The 22,753-nt window shown below is 39.2% G+C and carries 21 protein-coding genes and 1 tRNA gene; 17 read left to right on the top strand and 5 right to left on the bottom strand.

Annotated elements, in window-relative coordinates; translation table 11 throughout:
• Positions 1–609: 609 nt before the first annotated feature.
• The 3 genes from ACEW8U_RS04595 to ACEW8U_RS04585 form a co-directional block, all read right to left on the bottom strand.
• Positions 610–2,658, bottom strand: coding sequence for a glutaminase domain-containing protein (locus ACEW8U_RS04595; protein WP_373520858.1), 2,049 nt, complete (start codon positions 2,656–2,658; stop codon positions 610–612).
• A 612-nt stretch (positions 2,659–3,270) separates the two neighbouring features.
• A complete protein-coding gene (locus ACEW8U_RS04590) occupies positions 3,271–3,936 on the bottom strand; it encodes a hypothetical protein (RefSeq protein WP_373520857.1) in 666 nt (221 codons plus the stop codon).
• Between the two features lie 9 nt (positions 3,937–3,945).
• Entirely contained in the window at positions 3,946–5,859 is a 1,914-nt protein-coding gene (locus ACEW8U_RS04585) for a tetratricopeptide repeat protein (RefSeq protein ID WP_373520856.1), read from the bottom strand.
• Positions 5,860–6,805: 946 nt separating this feature from the next.
• Between ACEW8U_RS04585 and deoC the strand changes: the two genes are divergently transcribed.
• The 6 genes from deoC (at position 6,806) to ACEW8U_RS04555 (ending at position 11,296) form a co-directional block, all read left to right on the top strand.
• Complete coding sequence (deoC, locus tag ACEW8U_RS04580) at positions 6,806–7,459, top strand: deoxyribose-phosphate aldolase (protein WP_373520855.1); 654 nt, start codon at positions 6,806–6,808, stop codon at positions 7,457–7,459.
• Positions 7,459–8,157, top strand: a complete 699-nt coding sequence (deoD, locus tag ACEW8U_RS04575; RefSeq protein WP_373520854.1) for a purine-nucleoside phosphorylase — start codon at positions 7,459–7,461, stop codon at positions 8,155–8,157. Before deoC ends, deoD begins: the two co-directional genes overlap by 1 nt.
• 142 nt (positions 8,158–8,299) lie before the next feature.
• Complete coding sequence (locus ACEW8U_RS04570) at positions 8,300–8,746, top strand: hypothetical protein (RefSeq protein ID WP_373520853.1); 447 nt, start codon at positions 8,300–8,302, stop codon at positions 8,744–8,746.
• A 28-nt stretch (positions 8,747–8,774) separates the two neighbouring features.
• Positions 8,775–9,668 (top strand): serine hydrolase, encoded by an 894-nt coding sequence (locus tag ACEW8U_RS04565; RefSeq protein ID WP_373520852.1) that lies wholly within the window; start codon positions 8,775–8,777, stop codon positions 9,666–9,668.
• 135 nt (positions 9,669–9,803) lie between these two features.
• Positions 9,804–9,877: transfer RNA gene (locus ACEW8U_RS04560), tRNA-Arg, on the top strand.
• A 237-nt stretch (positions 9,878–10,114) separates the two neighbouring features.
• Entirely contained in the window at positions 10,115–11,296 is a 1,182-nt protein-coding gene (locus ACEW8U_RS04555; protein WP_373520851.1) for a site-specific integrase, read from the top strand.
• 201 nt (positions 11,297–11,497) lie between these two features.
• On the opposite strand, the gene ACEW8U_RS04550 is transcribed toward ACEW8U_RS04555, so the two are convergent.
• Entirely contained in the window at positions 11,498–12,352 is an 855-nt protein-coding gene (locus tag ACEW8U_RS04550; RefSeq protein WP_373520850.1) for a helix-turn-helix domain-containing protein, read from the bottom strand.
• Positions 12,353–12,448: 96 nt separating this feature from the next.
• Between ACEW8U_RS04550 and ACEW8U_RS04545 the strand changes: the two genes are divergently transcribed.
• The 9 genes from ACEW8U_RS04545 to ACEW8U_RS04505 all read left to right on the top strand — a co-directional run bounded on the left by ACEW8U_RS04545 (position 12,449) and on the right by ACEW8U_RS04505 (position 20,536).
• Complete coding sequence (locus ACEW8U_RS04545) at positions 12,449–13,009, top strand: sugar O-acetyltransferase (RefSeq protein WP_373520849.1); 561 nt, start codon at positions 12,449–12,451, stop codon at positions 13,007–13,009.
• Positions 13,010–13,011: 2 nt separating this feature from the next.
• Entirely contained in the window at positions 13,012–13,488 is a 477-nt protein-coding gene (locus ACEW8U_RS04540) for a cyclophilin-like fold protein (protein WP_373520848.1), read from the top strand.
• 12 nt (positions 13,489–13,500) lie between these two features.
• On the top strand, positions 13,501–14,574 hold the full coding sequence (locus tag ACEW8U_RS04535) for an SDR family NAD(P)-dependent oxidoreductase (RefSeq protein ID WP_373520847.1): 1,074 nt from the start codon (positions 13,501–13,503) through the stop codon (positions 14,572–14,574).
• 120 nt (positions 14,575–14,694) lie between these two features.
• A complete protein-coding gene (locus ACEW8U_RS04530) occupies positions 14,695–15,213 on the top strand; it encodes a cyclophilin-like fold protein (RefSeq protein WP_373520846.1) in 519 nt (172 codons plus the stop codon).
• Positions 15,214–15,329: 116 nt separating this feature from the next.
• The gene (locus tag ACEW8U_RS04525; RefSeq protein ID WP_373520845.1) at positions 15,330–15,815 is read left to right on the top strand and encodes a cupin domain-containing protein; all 486 of its coding nucleotides are present in this window, start codon (positions 15,330–15,332) and stop codon (positions 15,813–15,815) included.
• Between the two features lie 91 nt (positions 15,816–15,906).
• Positions 15,907–17,070, top strand: coding sequence for an aldo/keto reductase (locus tag ACEW8U_RS04520; RefSeq protein WP_373520844.1), 1,164 nt, complete (start codon positions 15,907–15,909; stop codon positions 17,068–17,070).
• Positions 17,071–17,185: 115 nt separating this feature from the next.
• Positions 17,186–17,650: a cyclophilin-like fold protein gene (locus ACEW8U_RS04515; protein WP_373520843.1), complete on the top strand. Its 465-nt coding sequence runs from the start codon at positions 17,186–17,188 to the stop codon at positions 17,648–17,650.
• A 143-nt stretch (positions 17,651–17,793) separates the two neighbouring features.
• Positions 17,794–18,249: a (2Fe-2S)-binding protein gene (locus ACEW8U_RS04510; RefSeq protein WP_373520842.1), complete on the top strand. Its 456-nt coding sequence runs from the start codon at positions 17,794–17,796 to the stop codon at positions 18,247–18,249.
• Positions 18,250–18,265: 16 nt separating this feature from the next.
• On the top strand, positions 18,266–20,536 hold the full coding sequence (locus ACEW8U_RS04505) for a molybdopterin cofactor-binding domain-containing protein (protein ID WP_373520841.1): 2,271 nt from the start codon (positions 18,266–18,268) through the stop codon (positions 20,534–20,536).
• Between the two features lie 185 nt (positions 20,537–20,721).
• On the opposite strand, the gene ACEW8U_RS04500 is transcribed toward ACEW8U_RS04505, so the two are convergent.
• On the bottom strand, positions 20,722–20,931 hold the full coding sequence (locus ACEW8U_RS04500; RefSeq protein WP_373520840.1) for a hypothetical protein: 210 nt from the start codon (positions 20,929–20,931) through the stop codon (positions 20,722–20,724).
• A gap of 108 nt (positions 20,932–21,039) precedes the next feature.
• On the opposite strand from ACEW8U_RS04500, the gene ACEW8U_RS04495 reads away from it, so the two are divergent.
• The gene (locus ACEW8U_RS04495) at positions 21,040–21,423 is read left to right on the top strand and encodes a hypothetical protein (RefSeq protein ID WP_373520839.1); all 384 of its coding nucleotides are present in this window, start codon (positions 21,040–21,042) and stop codon (positions 21,421–21,423) included.
• 216 nt (positions 21,424–21,639) lie between these two features.
• Positions 21,640–22,695 (top strand): two-component regulator propeller domain-containing protein, encoded by a 1,056-nt coding sequence (locus tag ACEW8U_RS04490; RefSeq protein ID WP_373520838.1) that lies wholly within the window; start codon positions 21,640–21,642, stop codon positions 22,693–22,695.
• Positions 22,696–22,753 lie beyond the last annotated feature (58 nt).

Here is a 22,753-nt window from a genome sequence, read left to right as displayed (position 1 = left end):
ACTGGAGGAAACGCAATCCAAACCTTTATCCCCAATAAAAAAATATTGCGCCCTTTCAGGGCCCCGGATTTAAAGGCTTCTTTACCCGATGGGCTTCACCCATTGCTGATATATTGCGCCCTTTCAGGATTTCACCCCTGGGCCCCCTCCGCCCCCAAAGGGAACTCTAACTCACACACGGATGGTATTTTATAAACTCATTTTATCGAAAAAACCCTTCCCCTTTAGGGGTGCCGGGGTACTGGAGGAAACGCAATCCAAACTTTTATCCCCAATAAAATATTGCGCCCTTTCAGGGCTATGATCGGGGGGCTTTCCTACCCGATGGGCTGCACCCGTCGCTGATGTCTTGCGCCCTTTCAGGGCTCCCTTGTACCTAATGGGCTGCGCCCTTTCAGGGCTAAATGCATTGGTTCCACTCCGAGAGATTCTTTTAAACGGCAACTGATATCCCGCAACTGACTAACCGACAAATGATAACGGTTAACTGTTAATTGTTTGCCGGCAATTGATAACTGATAACCGGCAATTGGTAACTCATAACTGGTACTTGTGATCCGGCCCCCCTCCACTTTTTACTTTTTAACGTTTAACTTTTTAACTCATTTTTCAAAAAACTTCCCTTTCCAGGATTTTATAGAATTTTTCTTTCTTCCACTCTTCCTTCAGGACTTTTATAAAAAATCCTCCTACCACGCTTCTGGCCTGGAATCCCTCCATCTTGCCACGGCTGGTATAATGCCAGTCGGTTAAGGGAACGCGGTCTTCGGTTTCCAAAGCAAATTTATATACAGGATCTGCAAGGCTTTGAAAATCATCGATGTTATCTGCCAGAGTAGCGGTCCATATACACCAATCTGATTTTGTATAATCAGATCGGTTGTCCAGAGGGAGTCCGTATTCATTTATGTTTTTAAGGTAAAACTCGATTTCCTTCTCATAAATCTCCTTTGAAAATATATCCAACTCCAGCAGTTTATCCCATACAAGATTGTACTTCTGGCTCCAGGTATTCTTATCATTAAATGTTAGAGCGTAATGGTCTCCGGCATCGGCAAGAATCTTCCACATTTCGGCCATGGATCTTGCGATTTGAATATATTCTGCTGCAGTTTCCTTATAATCAAGTTCTTCAGCCAGATAAGCATAGCTGCCAATAGCTACAATAGCCTTAACAGAAAGATTGGCATTCCTGGCCAGATGTCCGGCAAAATCATCTGTACACAACTGACTTTCAGGATCAAATCCCTGTTGACACAGGTAGTTTACCCAAATAGTAAGACTTTCCCAATGTATAGCGGCATAATCAGCATTCCCATCTGCCCTGGCAATAGCGGCGGTGAGAATAAGCATATTGCCTGCTTCTTCCACCGGCATATCCTCATGATAGGTTTGGCCCGTGGCAATTGGATATGTGCCAAGGTCGTGCGCCGGAAATGGTTTGGTCCATTTTCCGCTTTCAGAATAATAAAATATTCCATTGAGCATACCTTTTAACAAATCTGTATTATAAATAAGGAATAAAGGCGCTGATGGATAGGTTACATCAACCGTATTGACAGAACCATTGCTGAAATTTTCTTTGGAAAGAAAAAGGATCTCTCCTTCCTCACTTTCAACAAGCTTATGTGCGGCGATACATTGCCGATAACTCAGATCCAGAAGTCGCGCATAGGTTTCGCCTCCATAAATTCTGGCAGTCTCATGCAGGTCTGTTTCAAAAACATCGCACTTTTTCAGAATAATTTCATAATCTCGTGAAGCCAGCTCCAGTTGTTCCAGGATGGTGGTGTTTCCTTTCCGGTTCCACCACGGGCGTAAAGAAGTACCAAAATAATTTATAGAATATATATCATCATAAGCCAGGAGTATAAGAAATTCCTTTTCGGTTTTTAGTTGCTCCCGCGGAAATACTGTGTTTAGTAATAACCCAGGCCCCTCATAAGGACCGGTTTCATTAATCCTGATACTAAAAGGATCTGTTTCCTCAAATGGGGAAGTGACACTCTGAATTGCTTTCGAATTTTTTGAAGATGCAACATAAAGATATCCCCAGTCTATCCTTACATCATCTCCCTTTTTATCTAATACAGGTTGTTCTGTAGTTCCTGCTTTCAAAAAAGAAAGAGTGGAGGAAGAGCTGACTTCAGCCTTTATAAACTGGTTTTCTTCATTGCCTGCTATATAGGAAGAGGCACCAAAATAAACCTGGATCTCATGTTCATTTTTATCTAGACTGATTGCCTTTACAGAAATATAGGTTACAGGCCTGGACAAAATATCCAGATCATCCATAAGGAGCGGAGAAAGAAAACCAAGATGAATCTCCACCTTACCACAAACAAGGGTGTACTTGGTCTGCATTGCCGTGATGCTTACATTGATTTGCTTTGCTATATGAACCTCTCCCGGATCTATCCCCTGGGAAAGCGCGCCAAGGAAGAGATAGTTTATACCGTCTACTTTAATGAGCCCCGAAAGGGCATGCGACCTGCCAGACCAATGTACGGTAGGAGTTTCATTTATATTGTCTGAACAGGACCAGATACTAAAATAAGGATCGTGGGTCACAAGTAGATAAGCTGGCGCCTTTCTTGGCTGATTTTCAGGCATACCTTTATGAGACGCCTGAATTTGGGATACATAATCTGGGGGCATGGGGGTTGGGGTTTTTTGTGGGGTTAAACTCCTATATGGGATATGCTAAATAATGAATGTTGGGACTTTAGAGTTGGGGTTATAGGTCTTATTATCATCCCGCCCAATCTAAAAAATACAACAAGGTATCTTTAGCAGGGGGCACTGGAGCAGGTTCCGGGGGTTGGGAACCGGATTTAATCAATTATTCAGAAATAATTTCCTATCCTTCTAGAATCGATAATAATGCCAATGTAAGCAAAAAAATTTAACGTATTCTTAACAGGTGGAATTATTTTTAAAATTTAACAAGGAGAAGTTTGAAAATTTGAAAATTTGAAAATTGAAAAGTTGAAAAGTTGGAAATTGAAAAGTTGAAAAGTTGAAAAGTTGAAAAGTTGGAAAGTTTGAATGTTGAATGTTGAATGTTGTATGTTGTATGTTGTATGTTGTAGTTGAAAATAGTAAGTAAAAGAAAAAAGGAAACTTCCTGCGGTTATTGGAGGTTGGTGCTTGGTGCTTGATTTTTTGCTCCCCCTTTGGGGGCTGGGGGGCTTAAAGAGAATACCGGCACTTCACATTACAGAGAGCCCTACCCCCCTGCTCTGAAAAAGTAACCGGCATCTTTCCTCTCTAAATCAATTTTAAATCTTTAACAATCCCTATGAGATGGGGAGTAGTCTTTGCATTAAAATTTTCCCTAAGCTCTTTTAGTCTTTTTTCTATGGCGCTTTTACTGCTTGGGAAGATATTTTCTGTTTTAAATTTTTCCTGAATCTCATCCTGCGTAAGTCCCTGGGAAATATAGGTGAGAAGTTTAATTTCCAGATTATCAAGAATCGTTAGATTTTCCTGTTTCATACTCCGGTCTATTCTTGGCGAGTTGTAGCTTTTTCCCACAGACAGTGCTTTGATAGCCTCACACAACTCCTTCATCCCGTTCCTGTCCTTACATACATATCCCTGAATATTTCCACTTTCCCAAAGGGATTTTACGGTATGAGGGTGGTCTTCTATTGAATTTACTATCACTTGAAGATCAGGGTCCATTTCTTTTAGAATAGCTATAAGTTCCCTTCCTCCTTTTATGCTTTCCTCCCTGTGATCTGTTTTGAAGGAAAGATCACATATAAGAAGATCAAATGGTACCTTATCCATCATTGCTCGTTTGGCTTTTATATATGCCTTATCACAGTATTGGGCATATTCCACATTTTCAATTTCCAAGTCACGGAGAACGCTGGCAACAGCATGGTTTATGCTATCAATATCATCTACTACCAGGGCTTTTATAAACATAGGATCTAATTAAACCGGGATTTTGATGTGAACCTTATATCCTTTTCCGGCTTCAGATTCAAATTTAATACTTCCGTTCAATGAAAAAATACGGTTTTCCACATTTTGAAGTCCGGCGCCTTTTTCCAACACTTCCCCATGTATGCCAATTCCGGTATCAGAGTAATTGATATACAGATATTTACCTGCTTTTGAAAAGCTTAGAGCCACCAGTTTTGCCTTACTGTGTTTTTTCATATTTACCATCAATTCCTGTAAAACACGATAGATAATTACCTTCCTTTCTTCGGCAAGTTTATTCCAGTCCAAGGTGTTTTCTCCTTTTATGATGAGCCTGGAATTTTCAGGTATATTATTGGAGAGGGTGGAGATCATGCTTTTGAAATAAGAATCGCCGGTGTCGGGTTCCCTGTTCTCGCGGGAAATATCCCTGGTACGCAGGTAGATCCTCTCCAGCCGGTCTATCACAGGAACGGGGGCCAGGGTTTCAAGGCTGCTCATTACATTAAAAATATCATTGGCCAATTCATCGTGTATGACTTTAGATATCCGGCTTTCAGTTTTGTGAATCTCCATTATTTTTTCCTTTTTATGGCGTTGCCTGAAATAATAAATAAGAAAAAACAAGAGCAGTATTACAAGAAGCCCCATAAGGAAAAAAATCAAATTCCGGTTACGTAGCCTTTTGGCCTCAAGGAGTTGAAAGGCTCGTTGAGATTCAAGATTGTCTATCTCCTGCTGCTTGCGCTCTTCATCAAATTTTATCTTGGCAAAGATATTTCTGGCTAATAATTGGGCACGGTTGAGACTGTCGTTTAGAACAATGTATTCATTTGTCCATCGCGTATTACCTGGTGCAATGGTCACTAAATATTTTAAGGCCTGGAGTTCCCCGCTTGTATTCCCAAATTTGCGCGAATTTTCCAGTAATAATCTTGAATATTTTTCGGCTTCAGCAGGATTTTTTTCATTGTAATATTCCACGAGATGAGAATAACTCGCCAGTAAACCCTCACGGTCGTTATGATCTTTTCTTAACTCCATTGCCTCAAGTAAGTCTTTCTCCACATTAATCTCGGGGTCCCATAACCATTTAGTATAGTAAAGATTGTCGAGATATCTTGCCTTTGAGACCGGTTCAAGTCCCTCACCGGCAATTATGCCTTCCAGTATTCTGACAGATCGGGCATAATCTCCCTTTTCCTGGAGCACCAATGCAAGATTGTTTAGATATACAAGACTATCTGATTTTCGGGAAGCAAATTTCAGGGCATTCAGGTATTCCTTTTCTGCATCATCATAAAAATCCTGGAGCCGGTAGGAAATAGCTATATTGTTGTAAGCGCTGCTTATATACAGTGAATCCTTGTTATTATTGAGAAACCTAAGAGCTTCAGTAGCACTCTCCTGACTTCCGGTATGATCTCCCAGCCGGCTTTGGGCCAGTGACATCTCCAGGGATCTTTGCCCTGCGGAGGTACTATCCCCAATAAGAAGTGAAAGTCTTCTTGATTCGAAAGCATCCCTGAAAACCTGTTCATGATCTCCCAGTTGAAAATGGACCCTTGACTTCCTGTACTGGCCTAATGCCAGATTCACTGTGTCTTTTTTTTTGATTGCCCAGCTTATAAGGCTGTCAGAAAAATAAAAAGCACTGTCCGGTTCCCTGAAGCTTGAATGATAATATATCTTGTAATCAAGAAGTAAAGGAATTAAAGTGTCATGACTACTTTCCACCGACTCCAGGGCAAGATTTAAATGGGAAAGAATCTCCCCGGAGGCTTTCGCATTGATTGCCTTATCAAAATGAAGTTGTGCGGTACCTTTTTCTGCGGAAGGCTGGCTCGAATGATCATAATTCTCGCAACCATAAAATAACAGGCAAAGATGAATAAGTATATGCAGGGGTAGACGATGGTTCATACAAGTAAAATTAATAAATAGAAATTTTCCGGGAGAGTTGATCTAAAGGAGTTATGCAATAGTTATTGTTGATAATTCAGTTCACGGTTTCCAGCTTAGATTATCGGTCAAAGGGAACCTGGAACCTGGAATCTGGAATCTAGATATATGAACCCTGAATCCTTAACGTTGAACCCTAAACCTGGAATCTAAAAGCTGGAACCTGGAAGCTGAACCTGGACCTGAACACTGAGCGCTGAACACTGAACCTGGAATCTGGACCCTGAACGCTGAACGCTGAACCCTAAACCTGGAATATTCAACCTGAAACCTTGAATACTTAGGAGATAAAATGAAAGGAATAAGGAAAAGCTTTACTGGTTTAAATTGAACACCCAGGCCATAAAATGATCTAAATGAAACTTTATAAAACAGAAACAGGTAGACTACGCCTACCTGTTTCCGGTAAGGATAAGGATTCACTCTTCCAAAGTTTTTCTCCTTTTTTAAGGGAAATGACTAATTCCGTAGTACTCTCCTTTTTCCTCCAGATTTAACCGATGTAACACCGGTTAAATTTATTTCTTAAAGAAACAGGAACTTCTAAAGAAATTCCTGTTTCCATCTCTATATTAATACCATCCAACAATCATACTCTTAATGAAAAAAGTGAGTCGGGAAGACCCGATCTTTTGATGGAATTAATATCAGATTTTATAATCAAAAAGAACATTTTAATAATACTAAAATAAGCAAAAATTTGATATGTTAAACGCTAAATAATAAGTTTTTATAAATTTTTTTTGGGGGGGGCATTGAAGGTTGGAAACAATGTAATTTTGAGTGTAAAATTGCAGCTTTTTTTATTAAACTTTTATTTTTAGAAGAGGGTTTTAAACAATTGTATATTTTTGTAGTAAAGCATTTCAAAAATGATCTTATATTAAAACAATTTCTACCCTCTTTTATGCAGCTAAATCAGTACATTGACCACACTATTTTAAAAGCGGTCGCCACCCCCCTGGACATCAAAAATCTTTGTATGGAGGCCAAATCTTATGAATTTTATGCCGTTTGTGTAAACAGTGGTTATGTGGGACTCGCTGTTTCTATGCTGAAGGATTCACCAGTTAAAGTAGCTGCCGTGGTAGGATTTCCCCTTGGAGCTATGAGTACAGAGGTAAAAATAGCCGAAGCTCTGGATTGCATAGAAAATGGAGCAGATGAGATCGATATGGTCATCAACATAGGTCTTTTAAAAGCTGAACATTTCAAAGCTGTTGAGGACGAAATTACCGGGATTAAAGAAGCTATTGGTGATAAAGTATTAAAGGTCATCATCGAGACCTGTTATCTCACAGATGAGGAAAAAAGGGCAGCCTGTAAAGCGGTGGTCAAGGCAGGGGCAGAATTCGTAAAAACCTCTACAGGATTTGGACCCTCGGGGGCAACCATTGAAGATGTGAAGTTGATGAAAGATGTTGTGGGAGATAAGGTAAAGATAAAAGCTTCAGGCGGCATCAAGGACCGTCCCACCGCTTTGGAATATATTGAACTTGGAGTTTCCAGAATAGGCACTTCAGCAGGAATTGATATTTTAACTGAAAAAGAAGAAGATTAATGAGTACACATATACAGGCTAAAAAAGGCGAAATAGCCGAAACAATTCTATTACCAGGTGATCCCTTACGAGCTAAATGGATAGCCGAAACTTTCCTGGAAAACCCGGTATGTTATAATGAAGTACGAGGTATGCTTGGATTTACAGGTACATATCAGGGTAAACCCATAAGTGTTCAGGGAACAGGGATGGGTATCCCCTCTACCCTTATTTATTGTCACGAACTCATTAATAATTACGGAGTAAAAAACCTGATACGGGTAGGTTCTGCCGGTTCTTATAATCGGGGGATTACTTTACGAGATATAGTAATAGCGATGTCTGCCTCCACTACTTCCGGAATAAATAATTCCCGCTTCATCAATGCAGATTATGCCCCTACCGCTAATTTTGAATTATTTATGAAAGCGGCCCTTTTTGCCAGAGAGAAAAACATTGAGATAAAAGCCGGAAATGTTCTTTCCTCAGATGAATTTTATGAAGATGAACCCGAAGCATATAAAAAATGGGCAGACTTTGGAGTGTTATGTGTGGAGATGGAAACAGCAGGATTGTACACCATTGCCGCCAGACATAAGGTTAAGGCTTTATCCCTACTCACTATATCAGATTCCCTCGTAACAGGTGAACATCTTTCCTCTGCAGATCGCGAAACCTCCTTTTCAAAAATGGTGGAGATCGCATTAGGAACTGTATAAAATCTCATGATTTTATGGAAAAAATCAAACTTTAACCCCGAAGATATTAAAATTCTGGGGTATAAACTCGTATTGGAGCAGATTAGCACTCCTTTAAATTTTGATTCGGAACTGATCTCCTACCATGGATTTCATGTTAAATATGGAATTGAATACTGATCCTGAAGATAATATTCTTAAAGCTGATCTGCGAATTGAAATAATCACCGATTGCGATAACCATAATACTGAAGAAGCCCAGGCCGTATTTCAGTTTTTATATTATTTAAGAGTACAGGAAATTGAAAAATATACAATCTCCCGCGAGGTGGAAAAAATCATCCTACAAAAAAATTTAGGGAATTATATTTCTGCCATGACGTATTCGACCTCACGGGGAATTTTGTTAAAACGGGTTTTAGGCACAGGAATGAACTACCTCGATGCAAGCATACGAGGTATCAAATTCCAAAAAAACAAATCCCAAATTCCAAAAAGTAAAAACGATGCAAGCATCGGGGAATTAAACCCTAAGAGATTAAAAGATTTCATTCTTCCTGTAATTAATACAGATTCTTTGCTGAATGAAAATTTAAATTATAAAGCTTAACTTTTTATCCTCCTAACGATATCATTAAATGAAAAATATTATCGTAATTCTTTTAGCCTTGATTGTTGCTATTCCTTATGTGTATTCTCAGGAAACAACCGGTTTAAGGATAAAACTCGAATCCCTTCTGGCAACTGAAAAAGGGGATTTTGCTATTGCTTTTAAAGACTTGCAGAAACCGGAAAGGAATATATTTATTAATGAACATGAAAATTTCCATGCGGCGAGTACTATGAAAATACCGGTGATGCTGGAAATTTTCAAACAGGTAAAAGAAGGAAAATATAAACTTTCAGATTCCCTCCTCGTAAAGAATGAGTTTAAAAGTATTGTAGATGGCAGCACTTACTCAATGGACATTTCAAGAGATAGTGGGGAACAATTATATGAGCAAATAGGGAGCTATCGAAGTATTGAGGATTTGGTTGGAGATATGATCATTTACAGCAGTAATCTGGCAACCAACATCGTGATAGAACTGGTGGGGGCAGATAATGTGAATTCTACCCTCAGGGGCATGGGTGCAAAAAATATCAAGGTATTACGGGGAGTGGAAGACATAAAAGCTTTTGATGCAGGCTTAAGTAATACCACTACAGCTTATGACCTCATGCTTATTCTAGAGGCTATTGCCCGGGGAGAGGCAGTAAATACAATCTCCAGTAAGAGAATGGTCAATATTCTTTTAAAACAAAAACACAGAGACATGATTCCAGCACTTTTACCAGAGCATGTTAAAATTGCCAATAAGACCGGATGGATCAACGGTGTGCATCACGACTCGGCCATTGTCTATTTACCGGGCGGTCGAAAATATGTATTGGTGATACTTTCAAAGAATCTTGAAAATATGGATACGGCAACTAATATGCTTTCCCGGGCATCGCTTCTTATCTATAATTATATGGAAAGTCAAGAATAAAATATTATTCAAATTATTTATTGTGCAATAAGGTTGAATAATAAGCATTTAAGAACGCGTCTCAATTGAGCAAGATATTTTGCCAAAAAAACCTTGATATAAATATAAAGAAACTTATATTTGCACCGCGAAATTGGTCGCGTAGCTCAGCTGGATAGAGCACCTGCCTTCTAAGCAGGCGGTCTCAGGTTCGAATCCTGACGCGATCACTTTTTAGAATATGTTAAAAACTAAACCCTGTTAATCTGTTGATTTTCAGGGTTTTTCATTTTTAATGATATCATTTGAAATCATTTAAAACTGTTAAAAATGGCCATAAAAGTTCACAAATCGGTCAACAACTTTTTGAGTTTTATTTCTTGACCTATTTTTAATAATTACCTTTAAATAAGGGTAATACGGCTTTCGTCTTAAACAGATTATGTACCATCAAAAGACGAAAATTCATGAAAACTAAGTCAACATTTTCGATCCTATTCTGGATCAACACTTCCCGTGCAAAAGAAAATCTTGCAGATCTCTTTGTAAGAATCACCGTAAACGGTAAAAGAGTAAACCTAAGCCTCAAGGAAAAAATACCTGTTGATCAATGGGATATACAAAAATTTAAGGTCAAAGGTAGTAGCAAACAAGCCAAACAGATTAATGAATATCTGGACGCTACCCGTAACCAAATTTTCCAAAGTTATATAGATCTAAAATCCTCCGGAGGCATTATTACTGCTCAAACGGTAAAAGCAAGGTATTTAGGAGAGGATGAAAAGTTTCCCACTTTACAGGAACTTATAGATTACCACAATGAACAGACAAAGCATGTCCTGCATTATGATACACAAAGGCATTATAAAACCAGCCAGAAGTATATTCTTGAGTATGTAAAAAAGCGGTACAAAACAAAGGACTATTATTTACGAGATCTTAATTATGGTTTTGTAATCGGTTTTGAAAATTTTCTGAGATCCTATACCCCCAAACACCCTCAGCCATCCATTAGTAACAATACCATAATGAAGCACATCCAGAGACTTAGAAAAATGGTGACCATGGCTTTTCATACAGAATGGATAGAGCGGGATCCTTTCGTGAAATTCAAAACAAAACTCGTCAAAACAGATAGAGACTTCCTTTCAAAAGAAGAGCTTGAAAAAATAGAAAAATTTTCAAGTCCATTAAACAGACTGAATGTCACCAAGGATTTATTCATATTTATCTGTTATACCGGGATTGCTTATGGAGATATTATGGAATTGTCAGAAAAAGATGTCGTAAAAGGCCAGGATCAGAACCTTTGGATTCAAACAAGAAGAAAAAAGACCTCTACCCCAATTAAAATTCCTTTACTTCCAAAAGCTTTATGGGTAATTAAAAAGTATGAAAATTCAGAATTGGCACAGGTAAATGGAAAATTGCTGCCTAGATTATCTAATCAAAAAATGAATTCCTACTTAAAGGAAATATGCCAACAATGTAAAATTAAAAAGAATCTTACCTCACATGTAGCCAGGCATACATTTGCGACCACTGTAACCCTATCCAATGGAGTTCCAATAGAAACAGTATCCAAACTCCTCGGCCATACCAAAATGGCTACTACTCAAATATATGCGCGGTTCTTGAAAAGAAAGTAAGTGAGGATATGAATATTTTAAGAGCTAAATTTTAGGTAGAATCGGATAATTCCCAATGAGGCACTTTTATGTTTAAAATTTCTTTAGATATGTTTTATAAAAGTGTAAAGTGATAGTGTGTTACGCAATTGTTGTAAGCAATTTGGGTTACAGCTAAAAACCAGCTATACAAAAGCCAAAGAGAACCACAGCGCACATTTGTTATTCTACCCTTAACCGATTGCGGTATTCACTCGGAGTAACTCCTAATACTTTTTTTACATAGCGAGTGAAAAATGACCGACTTGAAAATCCCATTTCATCGGAAATCTCTGCGATATTCAGATTCTTATTTTGTAGAAGCAGAACGATGCGTTCTTTAGCAAAACGTTTAATCCATTCTGAGGCTGTAATGCCAGAATTCTGTTTGGAGATAGCATTTAAATATTTTGCTGTTATATTTAACTCATTGGCATAAAACTGGACTTCACGCTCTTTCATACAATGATCCTGAACCAGATTCCTAAACCTCTCATATAGCGTTCCGGTTTGTAAACTTCGTTTTCTGCGTTCGTACTCTTTAGCAAAGGTATGCCACATTTCGAGAACGAAAAGTCGCATTTGTAGTTTCAGGGCTTCTTCATAAAAGCGATGTTCCATATCCAGAAATTTATCATACAACAATTGGAAGTTAGTTAACACGCGTTGCCTGTCATTCTTATTATTCAGTTGTTTAACAGGATATTGACGGGAATGTAAGGTGGCATCAATACCCAAGTTTTGGTCAGGAATGTTGTCGATCAAGAAATGATTTTCTACAAGCAGAATTGTTGCTGTAAAACCTTTTGAAAGTTCTAAGTTGGTCAAATAACTATTAGCAAACCAAAATAAAAATTCACCGCTTTTACATTTCATCTTAACCTCGTTGAACAGGAAAGTAATACTCCCCCGATGACACAATAAATGGGTATGATAATTTTTGTGAAAGGTGTTAGGGAAATCTTTCATTGTTGCCACTTTCAGCAGAATAATACGCTCAGGCTTAACAATTTTCGAATTTATTGACTCTTCCTTCAAGATAGGTGATATTTGACATTAATCAGGTAAATAGTGTTACAAATGTAGTTAATCTCTTTCTTAATTTCGTAATGTAAATAAAAGAAGATCAACAGCATGGAAGCAAATTCGGTATTTCAGAGATTATTAAATGGAGAAGCTATTTCACCCAACGACCCTGAAGCCTATAAAATGCGGGAGGCTTCATACAATACTAAAAAATTGTTGTTGCAGATGAATAGTACCTCTGATCCATCAGAAATCAGAAATTTTTTAAGTCAAATTACAGAAAGTGAAATTGACGAAAGTGTTGCTGTTTTCACACCACTTTACATCAATTATGGAAAAAACACCAAAATAGGTAAAAACGTATTTATCAACTTTGACTGCACCTTTTTGGATCTGGGCGGAATAACCATTGAAGATAATGTCATGCTCGCTCCTAAAGTATGCTTGCTTTCTGAAGCTCATCCAATTTCAGCTAAAGACAGGCACTCACTAATTACTGGCAGAATTCGCATTAAAAAAAACGCCTGGATTGGTGCCAATGTTACCATTTTAAAAGGGGTAACTATTGGTGAAAATTCAGTTGTAGCAGCAGGCGCCGTGGTTTCTAAAGATGTACCTGATAACACTATTGTTGGTGGTATTCCCGCAAAAATCATTAAAACAATTTAGTAATGAACAGGACCATGAAAACAACGACTTTTCTATTAATGAGCCTTTTCTGTTTACAGTTGTTTGCTTGTACACAGGAAAACAACCTTCAGCCGGATAATAACCAAATTGAAACCGAAAATACGGAGTTAATGGAAATACAAATTATTATTGGAACATCTTCTTTTTCAGCTACACTTGAAGACAATGCAACCGCAAAGGCTTTCATTGAACGCTTGCCTTTGACGATTACTATGACTGAATTGAACAATAATGAAAAGTATTTTGATTTAACAGAAGGTTTACCTGCGAATGCTTCGAATCCCGGCACTATACGAAATGGGGATTTGATGCTTTACGGCTCAAACACATTGGTGCTTTTTTATAAATCAATATCCACTTCTTACAACTACACCAGAATCGGAAAGATAGATGACCCTGAAGGTTTGGCGGAAACATTAGGTACAGGAAACGTTGAAGTGACTTTTCAAATAAAATAAAAGATTTTAGATATGAAAAAATTAGCAATAGTGACAGTTACAGCCTTAATGTTTTTGGGACAATCCTGCAACACAGGAAACAAAAACAAAGAAAGCAATAAGAAGGAAAATGACGAATTAAGTGCGATTTTCACTAAAGGCTCAGAAAGATCGAATACCGAATCTGAATTTCAAACGTCGATAGAAAATGGAGGGGCAAATGAAGACGACGCAATCAATGCAGGTTCGTATCAAGACAGATTTGGATTAGGAACCTATAACACAAAACAGGTTGTTGAGGAGCTTCTCTACATTGAACGTAATACGGAACCAATTGATGAAGCTCACAAAAAACGAATTTTAGTTACGGGATCAACCGGAGGCTTAGGGCAACTAGCTGCTATGTATCTCATTGAACGGGGTCATGAAGTAGTAGTTCATGCTCGAAATGAAAGTCGTGCAAAAGATGTTCGTAGGGATTTTCCGGATGCCTTTGGCGTGGTGATAGGTGACTACTCTGACTTGGAACAAACCCGACAAATGGCAGGCCAGATCAATGAATTTGGGACGTTTGATGTTATCATTCACAATGTGGGCGTATATGGAGCTTCTGCGGAAGTAATGTTAGATGTAAACTCTTTATCGCCCTACATATTGACAAGCTTGGTGAATAAACCCCAACATTTGATCTACATCACTTCCGATCTTCACCGCAGCGGCAGCCTTAAATTTGATGAAATTATAAGCGATACACCAAATATCAATTACGGTGACACCAAACTTCAAATGATAACCTTGGCGATGACGATATCTCGTTATTGGCCGGATATTCAGGTAAATGCAATTCGACCGGGATGGGTTCCCACTCTAATGGGTTTTCATAATGGCAATACTACTACGCCCGACAGTCTGCGCAAAGGCTACATGACGTATATATGGCTTGCAGAAGGCCTTGAAGAAGGTACAGAGGTTACGGGAGGGTATTTCTTCCAAAGCAAAGTAGAAAACAGCTTTAACTCAATCATCCACGACGAAACTATGCAAGATCAATTAATGCAATCATATGAAACGAAGACAGGAATTTCTTTCCCAAGAAATCAAGAATAGTTTATGATGAGGCTAATGAAAAAGAGGATAGACTTTGAATTAAAAGGGATTTATCATGAGAAATATCAGCCTGACAGTTGTATGGCAGTCAAGCAAAGGAGGTACTAATTGAAAAAAGTTATGAAACGAATTACGGTTATGGGCATTGTTTGTATGGTGATGATAGCTGGATATGCTTCTCAGCAACAACCGTCGGTTTCTCTACAAGAACCCAATAATAATCAAAGCTCAGATATCACTAATATTCCTGAAGAAATTCCGGTTCCATCTGAATCCGAAACCTTAGCGACACTTCAAATCACTGTAGGCGACGAGATATTAACAGCAACTTTATGGAGCAATCCTGCTTCCGAGTCACTTCTCGCACAGCTGCCTCTGACCTTGGCATTTGAAGATTATGGCGGGAGAGAACTGATTGCAGAGCCATTTCAGCCAATAACAATGGAAGGTATGCCGGAACGTGATTCTCCACAGGAAGGTGATTTGAGTTTTTATGCACCAAGCAATGCCCTTTCATTGACATACGCCGATCTTGGAGAATGGGTAGGCGCTGTTCGGTTAGGACGAATTGAGGGTGATTTATCTATTCTGAAAAATCATTCAGAGCCTGTGATGGTGATGATTGAGCAAGTTGAATAATTGTAAATAGATGAAATATAGTATGGCTCATCAAATTCGAAGGATAACCAGATTGTGCTCGCGAATTGCCACAAAAATCAGTAAATAAATTAAAAACAGATAAAATGAAAACAACAATGAAACTCGCACTAACCCTCCTATTATTGATAGGACAGGGCTGTAACACAAAAACAGAAAAACAAGAAAATATGGGATCGGACAAAAGCGAATTGAACGCCATTTTCCCAAAAGGTGAAAAAGGTTCGGAAGAACTTTTCACAGGAAACGCCTTCAACATAGGTTTGGTAGATGCTGATTCTGTTCACACCACGGCCGTCGGTAATGTTTATTTTGAACCCGGAGCCAGGAGCAATTGGCACATCCACCCAGCCGGGCAGATACTGATCATTACGGACGGCGTTGGCTATCATCAGATTGATGGGCAACCAATTGAAGTCATCAAAAAAGGAGATGTGGTAAAATGCCCGCCCAATGTAAGACACTGGCACGGAGCAAGCCCTGATGTGGGTTTACAACAATTATACATCGTTCCCAACACCGAAAAAGGAATTGTGGAATGGATGGAGCCTGTAACAGATGAAGTTTATAAAAGTGCCAGGTAGCATTAGAATAATCGTCTTATTTTATAAAATGGAATATTAAAATCTTCGGTTTTTTAAATACAATTATTTCAAAATAAAAAATTAAAGGAATATGGAGAAGCTTACGGAAAATCAAAAGACCAATCCTACAATGCGAAGAGACTTTTTAAAAACGGCTTCTTTGCTTGGGTTAGGAACGATCTTTTCAGGATCTCTTATGGGTTATGGAGTTGCTCCCCGGGGTATAGAAAATAAAAACGCTGGGGATAAGAATACTGGAACTATACTTACAAAAAAGAGAACGTTAGGATCAAAAAAAAATCCTCTTACGGTTTCGGCCATTCAGTTGGGCTGCATGGGAATGACGAATGGACGTGGTGTCCACCCCGATCATAAGAGCATGGTCAAACTGATAAGGGATGCCGCAGATCGAGGCTGCGATTTTTTCGATACTGCCGAAGTTTATGGTCCTTACGTCAATGAAGAGTTGGTTGGAGAAGCACTTGCTCCCATCCGAAACCAAGTTGCCATTTCCACCAAGTTTGGTTTTGATATTGGGGGGACAAATGTCTTTAACAGTACACCAGAGCAAATTCGGAAAGTCGCGGATCAATCACTCAAACGCCTCAAAACCGACCGTATTGACCTTTTCTTTCAGCATCGGGTTGATCCCAACGTGCCCATTGATGATGTTGCAGGCACTGTAAATGATCTTATTAAAGAAGGAAAGGTTCTACACTTTGGCCTTTCTGAAGCAGGTGCTCAAACCATCAGAAGAGCACATGCTGTATGCCCTGTTACGGCCGTTCAAAGTGAGTACTCCTTTATGTTTAGGCTGCCCGAAGAGGTCATCTTTTCCACCTTGCAGGAACTGGAGATAGGCTTCGTGGCCTATAGTCCGCTTTGCCGTGGCTTGTTGGGTGGAAATTTAACCGAATATTCTGATTTGAATACGAATGACATTCGGGGTTCATGGCCAAGGTTTCAACCGGAAGCATTAAGATCAAATATCCGGATTTTCGCGGCCCTGAATGAGTTTGGGAAAACAAGAGGCATGAGTTCATCTCAAATTTGCATGAGTTGGATGCTTTCCAAATACCCCTTTATTGTTCCTTTGCCTGGCACAACCAAGCTTTCGCATTTAGAGGAAGATTTAAGGTCCGCTGACTTTACGTTAACGTCAGCCGAAATCAATGAGATTGAAAGCAAAATTGAAGAAATAGGAGTTGTTGGTGACAGATATGATGCTTTGCAACAGTCGAGAGTAGAATATTGAAGAAGAAATATGTATTGAAAACAAAGGAGGTACCTATGGAAAACAATAATCATTCATTAAGAAGAAGCATTAGCCATATCGCTTAAGAGCTTTAGTATCAAAAAGAATTGAGTTGATGAAAAATTTACATTTAACGATTTTGATATTTATATCTGTACTTACCAGTGGTGCATCCTCTTGCAACCAAGAAGTTGACAATATCAACACGGAAAATACTAGGTCAATGGCTAATGGAAAAATCCAAATAACGGTCAATTCACAGACCTTTACGGCCACCCTTTTGGACAATAATACCGCAAAGGCATTCAAGGAGATGCTGCCAATGACGGTAGAAATGACTGAGCTGAACAGAAATGAAAAGTATATTCGCCTTCCGGAAAACCTTCCTACTAACGCCTCAAATCCTGGAACTATTCGATCTGGTGATTTGATGCTTTACGGTTCAAATACGGCTGTACTCTTTTATGAGGGCTTGAATACTTCTTATAGCTATACCCGAATGGGGAAAATAGATGATCCTACAGGATTAAGAAATGCTTTGGGAGCAGGTGAGGTGACTGTTACTTTTGAAATCGAATAAAAAGCTAAGATGCTCCCCATTTCGGTTCTATGTTTGACGTGGAAGAAATCAGAACGAAAGTGATGGAGTTTCTTTCTGAGCATTTAAAATAGCCGGGAAAGGAATTGGAAATTAGCATTAACTTAGAATTAAATGCATGACTTATGGCAAAGTATAATCTAAATATCAACGGCAAATCCCTTCAAGTAGACGTGGATCCAAACACACCACTCTTGTGGGTGTTGAGAGATCACTTGAATCTTGTAGGCACCAAATTCGGTTGCGGTATCGCGCAATGCGGCGCCTGCACGGTTCATATAGATGGGGAGGCGGTAAGGTCCTGCTCTTATCCGGTTAGTGTAGTAGAGGACCAGCAGGTTCTTACGATAGAAGGCCTATCCGAAAAGGGCGATCACCCTATCCAAAAAGCCTGGGTGGAACATGATGTGCCACAATGTGGCTATTGTCAAGCCGGACAGATCATGTCGGCTGCAGCCCTTTTGAATAAAAACTCCAGCCCAAGCGATACGGATATTGACGATGCCATGAGAGGGAATATCTGTCGCTGCGGAACCTATGTTCGCATCAAAAAGGCCATAAAGACTGCCGCCAATTCTTAATCAAAAGCACTAGACCATGACCGTTGTAAAAACAAAAATAAACAGAAGATCATTCTTGAAAGCATCTGCCTTGGCAGGTGGTGGAATGATACTGAGCTTTAGCTGGCTAGCAGGTTGTAAGCCTAAAAATGAAGATGAGCTTTTGGCAATGCCCAAAGAATGGTTTGAGCTGAACAGTTATGTCAAAATAGGCGAAAATGGTGCAGTGACGCTTTTTAACTCGACTCCAGAATTTGGACAAAATGTAAAAACATCATTGCCTATGATCCTGGCTGAGGAGCTGGATGTGGTTTGGAACATGGTGATGGTGGAACAAGGAAATTTTTCACCAAAGAGATTTGAAAGACAATCTGCAGGAGGAAGTCAATCCATTCGTCAGGGCTGGACGCCACTACGAACAGTAGGTGCCACTGCCCGTCAGATGCTTGTCAATGCAGCAGCTCAGACTTGGCAGGTTAGTAGTGAGGAAATCACAACAGAAAATGGAGTCCTTCTGCATAAAGCCAGTGGTAAAAAAGCAGGCTATGGTGAAATGGCTTCACTTGCAGCCAAACTTCCGGTTCCAGAGGAAATTAAACTGAAAGAAAAAAAGGATTTTAAGATCGTCGGTTCCTCCAAAAGAAATGTAGACCTCGAAAAGATCATTACGGGAAAGCCACTTTTCGGAATTGATTATAAAGTGGAAGGCATAAAGTATGCCTCCATCATCCACCCCCCTGCATTTGGCATGAAATTGAAGTCTTTTGATGCTGCCGCTGCGCTTGCTATGTCGGGAATTCAGGAAGTGTTTGCCATCAACATCTTCAACAAATCATTCGTCAGGAGCTTCTTTGATACAGCTACTTATCCCGAATTGATCGCTGTGGTAGGTAATTCTACATGGGAGGTATTACAGGCAAAAAAATCAGTAAAAGTCGAGTGGGAAAACGCACCGGAATCGACCTTCATGAAGACAGGATTTGGCGGTGGAGATCCCTTCCAAGTCACCGTTCCTGAGGGCCTTGAAAGTACAGCTATTCATCAGACAAAAATGGCTGATTTTTCTAAAAAACCCGGCAAAATCCGTAGAAGAGACGGTGATCCTGAGGCGGCATTCAAAACAGCAACAAAAGTATTGGAAAGAACTTTCACTGCTCCTTTCCTTGCCCATAATACCATGGAGCCGGCCAATTGCTTCGCCCATGTCACAGCAGATCAGGCCGTAGTTTATGGTGCCACCCAATGGCCTGAGCCCATCAGCGCTACACTTTCTGATAGTCTTGGATTGCCGAAAGAAAAAATCCAGATCAATCTCGCCAGAATGGGAGGAGGCTTTGGGCGGAGAGCCTATAGTCACCAAATGGTGGAAGCAGCCCTGATTTCCCAAAAAGCAAATGCTCCTGTCATGTTGGTCTATACCCGTGAAAACGATATGACCTCCGGTGTTTATAGGCCAACCTATTCCGCTACTTACCGTGCCGCTTTGGATGAAAACAACAATTTGACCGCTTTCCATGTAAAGGCGGGGGGGATACCGGAGACCCCGATTGCTCCAAACCGTTTCCCGGCCGGAGCTATTGACAACTACCTGGCAGAAGGTTGGGATATCCCTTCCAATATTACCGTTGGGGCATTCAGGGCACCTGGTTCTAATTTCATTGCCGGAGCGGAACAGTCTTTTTTAGATGAACTTGCAGAGGAAATGGGCAAAGACCCCATTGATTTCCGATTGGAACTGTTAGACCGGGCCATGAAAAATCCTGTTGGTGAAAGGAATGACTATGATCCTGAACGCTATGCGGGAGTGCTGAAATTGGTACGTGAAAAATCGCACTGGGATACAAGTCAATCCGATATTCATCGGGGAGTGTCTGCCTATTTCTGCCACAATTCTTATGTGGCAGAGGTGTTGGATATAAAGATGGTAAATGATAAGCCTGTGGTGGAAAATGTCTATGCAGCTGTAGACTGTGGCATTGTCGTCAATCCGGATGCTGCGGCCAACATGGGTGAAGGTGCCATAGTGGATGGGATAGGTAATGCCTTCTATGGGGAGTTGACCTTCCGGGATGGAGTTCCTCAAAAGAATAACTTCAATACGTATAGAATGATCCGTATGCCGGAGGCACCAAAGAAAATTGAAGTCCATTTTGTCAAAAATGAACATGACCCCACAGGTCTTGGCGAGCCACTTTTCCCACCGATCTTTGCGGCGTTGGCCAATGCGCTTTACAAATCAACTGGTAAAAGGCAATACAATCAGCCGTTTATAACTGGTTTCGAAGGGGAAAATATAAGGTTATTATAAGAACCCTGCAATAGGATTTTCTATGGAAATAGAGCTATAATAAAAGACCTTTTCGACATCTTACAGCTACACAAAATTGGAGTTCAGTAGAAGTAGCAACAGGTTTGGCTTCAGAACTATGTTCAGGAAACATAACTATTAGGTTTGAATCCGAATAAAATCTTTAGACTGAAGAAATCCACAGCCTAAGGATTAATATCAAAGGTATTGGCAAAATTTCTATAGCTATTTTGAATGACTTCAGTCTGTTCTGTTTTGTTCGAAATAAAAGTTGCTACTCCGTAATCTGTCATTTCAGAATGACTTTCTCTTAGGCTGAATTCACTCCAAGCAACTAATTCCATTATAACAGGTGTAAATGCCAAGCCTTTTTCTGTAAGCAAATAGATATTCATTTTTTTATTTTGGGGCATCTTCTGCTTCGTTATGATTCCTGTTTTTGCTTTAATAGTTGCTTGGTCAAAAAGTCAAAAGTTTAAAGCCTTTCTTGATAAAGTTCCCACTTGGTTACTTATTTCAACGCAAGCATTCGTTTTGCAGGTATCTTCTTCCTAGTATTTTATTTTAAGGAAAAACTACCCTTCGAAATTGGTGTAGTCAACGGTTTACTTGACATAATCGTAGCCGTTACTGCTATTATACTAGCTCTAATGGTTTACAAAACAGGAAATAAATTCAACAAGTTAGTATTAGCTTGGTATGGCTTAGGTTTATTAGATTTCACCAGTGCGTTTACTGTAGTCGGTTTGTCTTTCTTTGGTCTAATTAGTGTTTCTCCAGCACTTACACCTATGGGATTACCTCCATTAACATTGATTTCTATTTTTCAAGTTCCAATTGCAATGTTTATTCATATTTACTTAATCAATAGAATAAAAAATAGCTAATAGAACAACGACCACTAGCGAATTTCTGATAAAATAATTACCGCTAAAATAAGGTGTATAAGTAATAGCGGCTTTGTTGCATATCCAAGTCGCTTCTGTAATTTATTGAGTATCTTGCTTCATAAAGAGTTTGTGCATTTAATTCGATACTACTCATACACAGACCGTTTTATCGGCTATTCTATGACCGCCCGTTCTAACAATAAACAGATAGAAATGAAATTAACAACACTTATATTTTTTAGCATTCTATCCATATTGACTTCGTGCAATGGACAGACTTCTAATTCGAAAAAAAACACTGACCATTTTAAAGAACTATTTATAAAGGGCGACACCGTAAAAGAACTTGGAAGTAGCATTATGGTCATTTATCAAGACAAAAAAAATATTTATTGGTTTGGAAGTTGGGAAACAGGCGTGTATAGATATGACGGTAAGACATTGATAAATTATACAACAAAACATGGTTTGCCAAACAATAGAATAGATGAAATACAGCAAGATGAATCTGGCAACATATACTTCACCAGTTTTTATCCAAAACCTACGATTGTTAAGTTTGACGGAAATACATTTACAACATTATCTCCAGTCTCCAGCAATGATTGGCATCTTAAATCCACAGATGTATGGTTTAGACATACTTACGATTTTGAAAATAACGTTTATCGGTATGACGGCACTACTTTATATGAATTGCAGTTGCCTAAACCACCAAGCCTGCCCAATCCTTTTGGAGTCTACAGCATTTATAAAGATAAAAAAGGAAACATTTGGTTTGGAACAAATCCTGTTGGAGCTTGCCGATACGATGGAAAATCGTTTGAATGGATAACAGAAGAAGATGTGACAGAATTTCGCAACGAAGGGGCAAACGGAATACGGTCAATCACGGAAGACAAAAATGGAGACTTTTGGTTCAATACCGAAAACCGTTATAGTGTTTACGACAGCATAACATTAAAAAGCCATAAGTTTTATACAAGACACGAAAGTATAGGCAGTTTAGATGGGAAAAATACCAGTGGTCTTAAAGAGTATTTATCAATTGCAAAGGACAACAATAATAATTTGTGGTTTGTAACTTATCGTAGTGGCGTTTGGAAATATGATGGAACGAAAATTACACACTATACAGTTCAAGCAAACTCAAAAGACATAACGCTATTCAGCATTTACAAGGACAACAATGGCGACCTATGGCTTGGGACACACGAAAACGGTGCATATAAATTTAACGGAAACACGTTTGAAAAATTTAAACTATAACGAGCGAAAGAAGAACAGCCGATAACATTTAGCCCACTAGCCGAAAGCCCCAGAAAAA

Origin of the sequence: Aquiflexum sp., assembly GCF_041751335.1 — a bacterium.
In the GTDB taxonomy this organism is placed as follows: domain Bacteria; phylum Bacteroidota; class Bacteroidia; order Cytophagales; family Cyclobacteriaceae; genus Aquiflexum.
Note: the sequence above shows the minus strand (reverse complement) of the source record. Positions and strands in the feature narration are given on the sequence as shown.

What these genes read in the sequence shown, in the direction of transcription:
- ACEW8U_RS04490 (WP_373520838.1), top strand. Translation starts at nt 21,640, where the DNA reads ATGAAATTAACAACACTTATATTTTTTAGCATTCTATCCATATTGACT.
- ACEW8U_RS04515 (WP_373520843.1), top strand. Translation starts at nt 17,186, where the DNA reads ATGAAAAATTTACATTTAACGATTTTGATATTTATATCTGTACTTACC.
- deoD (WP_373520854.1), top strand. Translation starts at nt 7,459, where the DNA reads ATGAGTACACATATACAGGCTAAAAAAGGCGAAATAGCCGAAACAATT.
- ACEW8U_RS04540 (WP_373520848.1), top strand. Translation starts at nt 13,012, where the DNA reads ATGAACAGGACCATGAAAACAACGACTTTTCTATTAATGAGCCTTTTC.
- ACEW8U_RS04585 (WP_373520856.1), bottom strand. Translation starts at nt 5,859, where the DNA reads ATGAACCATCGTCTACCCCTGCATATACTTATTCATCTTTGCCTGTTA.
- ACEW8U_RS04570 (WP_373520853.1), top strand. Translation starts at nt 8,300, where the DNA reads ATGGAATTGAATACTGATCCTGAAGATAATATTCTTAAAGCTGATCTG.
- ACEW8U_RS04590 (WP_373520857.1), bottom strand. Translation starts at nt 3,936, where the DNA reads ATGTTTATAAAAGCCCTGGTAGTAGATGATATTGATAGCATAAACCAT.
- ACEW8U_RS04525 (WP_373520845.1), top strand. Translation starts at nt 15,330, where the DNA reads ATGAAACTCGCACTAACCCTCCTATTATTGATAGGACAGGGCTGTAAC.
- ACEW8U_RS04565 (WP_373520852.1), top strand. Translation starts at nt 8,775, where the DNA reads ATGAAAAATATTATCGTAATTCTTTTAGCCTTGATTGTTGCTATTCCT.
- ACEW8U_RS04530 (WP_373520846.1), top strand. Translation starts at nt 14,695, where the DNA reads ATGAAACGAATTACGGTTATGGGCATTGTTTGTATGGTGATGATAGCT.
- ACEW8U_RS04535 (WP_373520847.1), top strand. Translation starts at nt 13,501, where the DNA reads ATGAAAAAATTAGCAATAGTGACAGTTACAGCCTTAATGTTTTTGGGA.
- ACEW8U_RS04545 (WP_373520849.1), top strand. Translation starts at nt 12,449, where the DNA reads ATGGAAGCAAATTCGGTATTTCAGAGATTATTAAATGGAGAAGCTATT.
- ACEW8U_RS04510 (WP_373520842.1), top strand. Translation starts at nt 17,794, where the DNA reads ATGGCAAAGTATAATCTAAATATCAACGGCAAATCCCTTCAAGTAGAC.
- ACEW8U_RS04555 (WP_373520851.1), top strand. Translation starts at nt 10,115, where the DNA reads ATGAAAACTAAGTCAACATTTTCGATCCTATTCTGGATCAACACTTCC.
- deoC (WP_373520855.1), top strand. Translation starts at nt 6,806, where the DNA reads ATGCAGCTAAATCAGTACATTGACCACACTATTTTAAAAGCGGTCGCC.
- ACEW8U_RS04505 (WP_373520841.1), top strand. Translation starts at nt 18,266, where the DNA reads ATGACCGTTGTAAAAACAAAAATAAACAGAAGATCATTCTTGAAAGCA.
- ACEW8U_RS04595 (WP_373520858.1), bottom strand. Translation starts at nt 2,658, where the DNA reads ATGCCCCCAGATTATGTATCCCAAATTCAGGCGTCTCATAAAGGTATG.
- ACEW8U_RS04520 (WP_373520844.1), top strand. Translation starts at nt 15,907, where the DNA reads ATGGAGAAGCTTACGGAAAATCAAAAGACCAATCCTACAATGCGAAGA.
- ACEW8U_RS04500 (WP_373520840.1), bottom strand. Translation starts at nt 20,931, where the DNA reads ATGAATATCTATTTGCTTACAGAAAAAGGCTTGGCATTTACACCTGTT.